This is a genomic window from Vibrio sp. Evd11 (genome assembly GCF_900382755.1).
Classification (GTDB): Bacteria; Pseudomonadota; Gammaproteobacteria; order Enterobacterales; family Vibrionaceae; genus Vibrio; species Vibrio lentus.
In genome coordinates, this window is record NZ_OSDX01000022.1 from 62,771 (window position 1) to 69,274 (window position 6,504).

Annotated in this window: 6 protein-coding genes; 3 read left to right on the top strand and 3 right to left on the bottom strand. The window is 44.3% G+C overall.

Annotation, left to right across the window (positions count from 1 at the left end; genetic code table 11):
• Window positions 1-14 precede the first annotated feature (14 nt).
• On the top strand, window positions 15-878 hold the full coding sequence (gene htpX / locus ED652_RS11755) for a protease HtpX (RefSeq protein WP_010439977.1): 864 nt from the start codon (window positions 15-17) through the stop codon (window positions 876-878).
• A 312-nt stretch (window positions 879-1,190) separates the two neighbouring features.
• Here htpX and purB read toward each other — a convergent pair whose 3' ends face one another.
• From purB to mnmA, 3 genes are all read right to left on the bottom strand, one after another.
• On the bottom strand, window positions 1,191-2,561 hold the full coding sequence (gene purB, locus ED652_RS11760; RefSeq protein ID WP_017109928.1) for an adenylosuccinate lyase: 1,371 nt from the start codon (window positions 2,559-2,561) through the stop codon (window positions 1,191-1,193).
• 143 nt (window positions 2,562-2,704) lie between these two features.
• Window positions 2,705-3,322 (bottom strand): high frequency lysogenization protein HflD, encoded by a 618-nt coding sequence (hflD, locus tag ED652_RS11765; protein WP_004734565.1) that lies wholly within the window; start codon window positions 3,320-3,322, stop codon window positions 2,705-2,707.
• Between the two features lie 48 nt (window positions 3,323-3,370).
• Window positions 3,371-4,507 carry a tRNA 2-thiouridine(34) synthase MnmA gene (gene mnmA / locus ED652_RS11770; RefSeq protein WP_017109926.1) on the bottom strand — a complete coding sequence of 379 codons (1,137 nt, stop codon included), beginning with the start codon at window positions 4,505-4,507 and terminating at the stop codon, window positions 3,371-3,373.
• 203 nt (window positions 4,508-4,710) lie between these two features.
• On the opposite strand from mnmA, the gene ED652_RS11775 reads away from it, so the two are divergent.
• Together ED652_RS11775 and ED652_RS11780 are read left to right on the top strand one after the other, a co-directional pair.
• Window positions 4,711-4,980: a hypothetical protein gene (locus ED652_RS11775; RefSeq protein WP_004734567.1), complete on the top strand. Its 270-nt coding sequence runs from the start codon at window positions 4,711-4,713 to the stop codon at window positions 4,978-4,980.
• Between the two features lie 102 nt (window positions 4,981-5,082).
• Window positions 5,083-6,387, top strand: coding sequence for an inosine/guanosine kinase (locus tag ED652_RS11780; RefSeq protein WP_122054862.1), 1,305 nt, complete (start codon window positions 5,083-5,085; stop codon window positions 6,385-6,387).
• The last annotated feature ends 117 nt before the right edge of the window (window positions 6,388-6,504 follow it).

A 6,504-nucleotide genomic window follows, 5' to 3' on the forward strand; every position in this document is an offset into this window, starting at 1 on the left:
TGCGGAGATAAGTAATGAAGCGAGTAATGTTGTTCCTTGCAACCAACCTTGCGGTTGTATTGGTACTAAGTGTTGTTCTTAATATTGTATATGCAGTCACAGGTATGCAACCAGGAAGCCTCTCAGGCTTGCTGTTAATGGCTGCGGTATTTGGCTTTGGTGGCTCATTCATCTCATTAATGATGTCAAAGAAAATGGCGCTGCGCTCTGTAGGCGGCATGGTCATTGAAAGCCCACGTAACGAAACAGAACATTGGTTGATGGAGACGGTAAGCCGTCAATCTCAACAAGTTGGTATTGGTATGCCAACAGTGGCGATCTACGACTCACCAGACATCAACGCCTTCGCGACAGGTGCTAAGCGTGACGATTCATTGGTAGCTGTATCAACAGGTCTGCTACACAACATGACGCGTGACGAAGCTGAAGCGGTATTAGCGCATGAAGTGAGCCACATCGCGAATGGCGATATGGTGACCATGACGTTAATGCAAGGTGTAGTGAACACGTTCGTTATCTTCCTATCTCGTTTCATCGCCAACATTGTTGCGTCGAATGACAATGAAGAAGAGGGTGGCAGCAACATGATGGTGTACTTCGGTGTGTCTATGGTGTTGGAACTGGTATTTGGTTTCCTAGCAAGCTTCATTACGATGTGGTACAGCCGTCATCGTGAATTCCATGCCGATGCAGGTGCAGCAAACCTAGTGGGTAAAGAGAAGATGATTGCAGCGCTAGAGCGTCTAAAGGTGAGTCACGAGCCACAACTAGAAGGTTCTATGATGGCGTTTGGTATCAACGGTAAGAAGTCTCTAACAGAGCTTCTAATGAGCCACCCGCCGCTAGATAAGCGTATTGCGTCTCTACGTAACATGTAGTCGCTACGTATTCTGTCGTCGCTAGTCGACAAGAGACCTTTGAAAGGCTTCCTTCGGGAGGCCTTTTTTGATCTTGGTGTTCAAGACAGTAAGTATCCGAGGGGTATGTGTTTGGTAATAGAGGGGTACTGTTGACTGAGGGCTATGATATTTAATGGGTGGTATCGCTCGGACTGATATGTGTAGGATAATTAGGAGGGATGGCTCTATGTTCTTTTGATTACAGCTCTTGCTCAGTACACTTTGTTCCGCTCAACAAAAAGGCTTCCGCATGGGAAGCCTTAATCTATTCTGTGATTCGAAATTCGAATCTTACAGCTTGTCAGTTAGCTCGATAGCTTGACCGATGTAGTTCGCTGGAGTCATCTCTTTCAGACGAACTTTTTCGTCTTCAGGAATCTCAAGACCATCGATGAATGCACGCATGCCTTCGCCATCTACACGCTTACCACGAGTTAGCTCTTTGAGTTTCTCGTATGGCTTCTCGATGCCGTAACGACGCATTACTGTTTGTACTGGTTCTGCTAGTACTTCCCAGTTCTTGTCTAGCTCAGCAAGTAGCGCAGCACGGTTAACTTCAAGCTTGCTAATACCTTTCAGAGTCGAAGTGTATGCAATGATTGCGTAGCCAACACCAACACCTAAGTTACGAAGAACTGTAGAGTCAGTAAGATCACGCTGCCAGCGAGAAACTGGAAGTTTTTGTGCTAGGTGGCTAAATACTGCGTTCGCTAGACCAAGGTTGCCTTCAGAGTTTTCGAAGTCAATTGGGTTAACTTTATGCGGCATTGTAGAAGAGCCGATTTCGCCAGCAATAGTCTTCTGCTTGAAGTGACCAAGAGCGATGTAGCCCCAAACGTCACGGTCGAAGTCTAGAAGGATAGTGTTGAAACGTGCAATTGCATCAAAAAGCTCAGCGATGTAATCGTGAGGTTCGATTTGAGTTGTGTACGGGTTCCAAGTTACGCCAAGAGATTCAGTGATGAACTCTTCGCTGAACTGGTGCCATTCAACTTCTGGGTATGCAGAAAGGTGTGCGTTGTAGTTACCTACAGCACCGTTGATTTTCGCTAGGATTTCAACGTTTTCGATTTGCTTGTATTGACGTTCCATACGGTACGCAACGTTAGCCATCTCTTTACCCATAGTAGAAGGAGATGCAGGCTGACCGTGTGTACGAGACAGTAATGGAATATCACGGTACTCGTTCGCAAGTGCTTTGATAGCATCAATTACGTTACGGATTTCTGGAAGAATCACTGTGTCACGAGCTTCTTTAAGCATAAGCGCGTGAGAGGTGTTGTTGATGTCTTCAGAAGTACATGCAAAGTGAATAAATTCGTTTACAGCGTGAAGTTCAGGAACGCCAGCAACTTTCTCTTTCAAGAAGTACTCAACCGCTTTAACGTCGTGGTTAGTCGTGCGCTCGATCTCTTTGATACGTAGAGCATCTTCTTCACTGAAGTTAGCAGCTAGCTCATCAAGAAACTGGTTAGCTTCTGCACTGAACGCTGGTACTTCTTTGATTGCATCTGTAGCTGCAAGCTTTTGTAACCAACGAACTTCAACGATAGAGCGGTACTTTAGTAGGCCAAACTCACTAAAGATGCTGCGTAATGCAACAGTCTTGCTTCCGTAACGGCCGTCTACTGGTGAAACAGCAGTCAATGCTGACAGTTCCATGGTGTTCTCCTGAATTGAGTTTTCTAAATTTTGAGAGGTTTATACCAGTAACAATCTCAATTGTCACGCACATTGCGCAATCGTTTGCGTGAGAGTTGTACTGGTACAAAAAACAAGCTCGCGACGAGGCGCGAGCTAATAAATTACATGCGAGCTAGCAGGATTTGAGCCTGCTCGATCATCTTTTTGCGACCGAAGATAAGGTGGCGACGTTTGCCGCCAACTTGACGCCACAAAACAGCGCTTCGAATGCCTGATAATAGCAGGGCGCGAACCTTATGTTGGCTCGATGTCTGTTGAAGTACTGCTGGCGTACCAGAAACCTGAATACGAGGGCCAATAGGGCTCACTACATCTAAGTAGATGCTCGCAAGGTTGCTGATCATTTGCTCATCAAACAGATCGAAGTGCTCAGTTTGACGCTCTGCAGTTTGAATACGATCGCCAAGCTGTGACATAGAGTCATTGCGAGCAGATAGTTTACGTTCAAGCGCCATCAAGCTGATGATGTAGCGAGTAATGTCGCTACCAGCAGGAGTACTGTCGATACCCTTTACTAAGCATTCAAGGCCTAGCTTTAGGTTCGCCTCACGGCCAAATACACCCACAGTGTTCGCTGGGTTAGTATTTAAAATGGCATTGAGTGAAGCTTCGAAGGCATCTTTATCACAACGGCCGTCTTTCGCTACTTGTTGAACCAAAGCCACAGCTTGGCAAATTCCAGCGAAAGCAATAGTACGGTCATAAAGTGTATTAGCCACGTAGTAACTCCTAGTTGTTTTCTATCGTTTGTTGTTCGTTCGATTAGATTAGATGCGTTTTTCGATGATACCACCACCAAGACATACTTCATCTTGGTAGAACACAGCCGACTGGCCTGGTGTTACAGCGATTTGCGGCTCATCGAAGATAACCTTAATGTTATCATCGTCAATTGGGATGATTGTACAAGGAATATCGGTCTGACGGTAACGTGTTTTTACCGTGCATGTCATAACTTCAGTAATTGGTGTGCGATTAACCCAATGAAGCTGAGATGCGAACAAACCTTCTGATTTAAGAAGCGGGTGGTCTTTACCTTGAACCGCGATCAGAACGTTACGCTTAAGATCTTTTTCACCAACAAACCATGGTTCTTCGTTACCGCCGCCACCTTTAGTGCCGCCGATATGTAGGCCTTTACGTTGACCTAAAGTGTGGTACATCAAGCCTTGGTGTTGACCAATCACTTGGCCTTCAGGTGTCTCGATATTACCCGGTTGAGCAGGTAGGTATTTGCCTAAGAACTCCGTGAATTTACGCTCACCGATAAAGCAGATGCCTGTTGAATCTTTCTTCTTCGCAGTGATCAAGTCTTGCTCTTCAGCAATACGGCGCACTTCAGGCTTTTCTAATTCACCCACAGGGAATAGGCTGCGTGCCACTTGATCTGAACTTAGCGTGTATAGGAAATAGCTTTGGTCTTTATTGCTGTCTAGGCCACGTAGCATTTCTGGTTTCACGCCAGCGTCTAGCTCTTCTTGAGTTGGGAAAGTACGACGAACGTAATGACCCATAGCAATGTAGTCTGCGTCTAATACTTCATCCGCAAACTCTAAGAATGCTTTGAATTTGATTTCTTTGTTACAAAGGATATCTGGGTTCGGTGTACGACCCGCTTTGTATTCTTCAAGAAAGTACTCGAATACATTATCCCAGTACTCTGCTGCAAAATTGATAGTGTGAAGGTGGATACCTAACTTGTCACATACCGCTTGAGCATCAGCAAGGTCTTCAGCTGCCGTGCAGTATTCTTCGTTATCGTCTTCTTCCCAGTTTTTCATGAAAAGGCCTTCTACCTGATAGCCTTGTTGCTGAAGAAGATACGCCGATACTGACGAATCTACACCGCCGGACATACCGACAATTACTTTCTTTTCGCTGTTTCCAGAGCTGATATCTGACATGTCTAAACACCGTTACTATTACTTGGTCGCAGATTCTAACAGAAAGAGAAACACCGTGACAGATCCGAGACCGGAATCACAGTTTCATTTGCACAAATATTGCGCTGACTTCGTTAGAGAATCGCATGAACGCGAGGAGACTCGCTAGGATGTCAGATCTATATGTGGCATAGTCGCTCGAAATCCAAGACCTGAGATAAAAAATGTCTGAACAAAATGAGTTTATGCAAGAAGAACAGTTGATCGAGATTATCGAGAACCAACTTGAAGATGGCCAACCTGTGAAAGTAAAAGAGACGCTGATGCGTTTAATGATGACAGGTACTCCTCGTGAAGAGGCAATTGCTGCAATGGCATGTGCATTGGCAATTGAGGTATTTGACGTGATGAAAAACGGCGCTGAGTTTAATCAAAAACGTTACGCTGAGCATTTAGGCATGCTGCCTGATTTAAGCTTTATGGAAGGCGAATAAAAAAATAGCCTAGCAAACGTTTGCTATAGTTTGAAAGATTGCCGCGTTAAATATAGCGCGGTAGAATCCGCCACCTATTTCCCCTTGACTTAGACTAGCCTTATGAAATTCCCTGGACAACGTAAATCAAAGCACTATTTTCCGGTTCACGCTCGTGATCCTTTAGTAAGCCAAGCTCAAACTAGCAAAAGAATGTCACGTACTCATATTATCGGTATTGACCAAACTTTGGTGGATATTGAAGCGAAAGTGAGTTCTGAGCTAATCGAAAAATATGGCCTAAGTAAGGGGCACTCACTGGTTATCGGTGATGAAGCTGCTGAATCTTTATATCAAGAATTAAAAGAACAGTGCCTGATCACCAATGAATACGCTGGTGGTACGATCGGGAACACATTACACAATTACTCAGTATTGGCGGATGACCGTTCAACACTGTTAGGTGTAATGAGCCAAGATATTAAAATTGGTAGCTACGGTTACCGCTATTTATGTAATACATCAAGCAGAATGGATCTGAACCATTTACAAGGGGTAGATGGCGCAATTGGTCGTTGCTTTGCATTAATTACAGAAGATGGTGAACGTACTTTCGCAATTAGCGAAGGACAAATGAACCAATTAAAACCAGAAAGCATTCCTGAGAAAATCTTCAAAAGTGCTTCTGCTTTAGTATTAACAGCGTATCTAGTTCGTTGTAAGCCAGGCGACCCTATGCCTGAAGCAACAATGAAAGCGATCGAATACGCGAAGAAATACGATGTGCCAGTTGTTTTAACACTTGGTACTAAATTCGTTATTCAAGATGATCCAGAGTTTTGGAAAGATTTCCTGGAACAGCACGTAACCGTTGTTGCAATGAATGAAGACGAAGCTGAAGCCTTAACTGGTGAAAGCGATCCGCTTGCTGCTTCGGACAAAGCACTCGATTGGGTAGACTTAGTTCTATGTACGGCTGGCCCTGTTGGCTTGTTTATGGCGGGTTACACTGAAGATGCTGTGAAGCGTGAAACGTCATTACCGTTGTTACCAGGCTCGATTGCTGAATTTAACCGCTATGAATTTAGCCGTCCTGCGCATAAAGACTTATGTGACTACCCAACGAAGATCTATTCGCATATTGCCCCTTACATGGGTGGTCCAGAAAAGATCAAAAATACCAATGGTGCAGGGGATGCGGCGTTGTCGGCTTTATTACATGATATGGCAGCAAATAAATATCATAAAGAAAATGTGCCGAACTCTAGCAAGCATCAACATGCATTTTTAACGTATTCATCTTTTTCACAAGTTTGTAAATATTCAAACCGTGCAAGCTATGAAGTGTTGGTTCAGCACTCACCACGCTTGTCTCGCGGCCTTCCTGAAAGAGAAGATAGCCTAGAAGAAGCATACTGGGAAAGATAAGATATTTTTATCGTTCTCATTTATATTTCTAATAGCGAAATATAAAAAAGGCTCCGAAAGGAGTAATGCCGTTCACTTAAGAGTGACGGCATTTTTGTTCTTAGCATACCGTTGTGG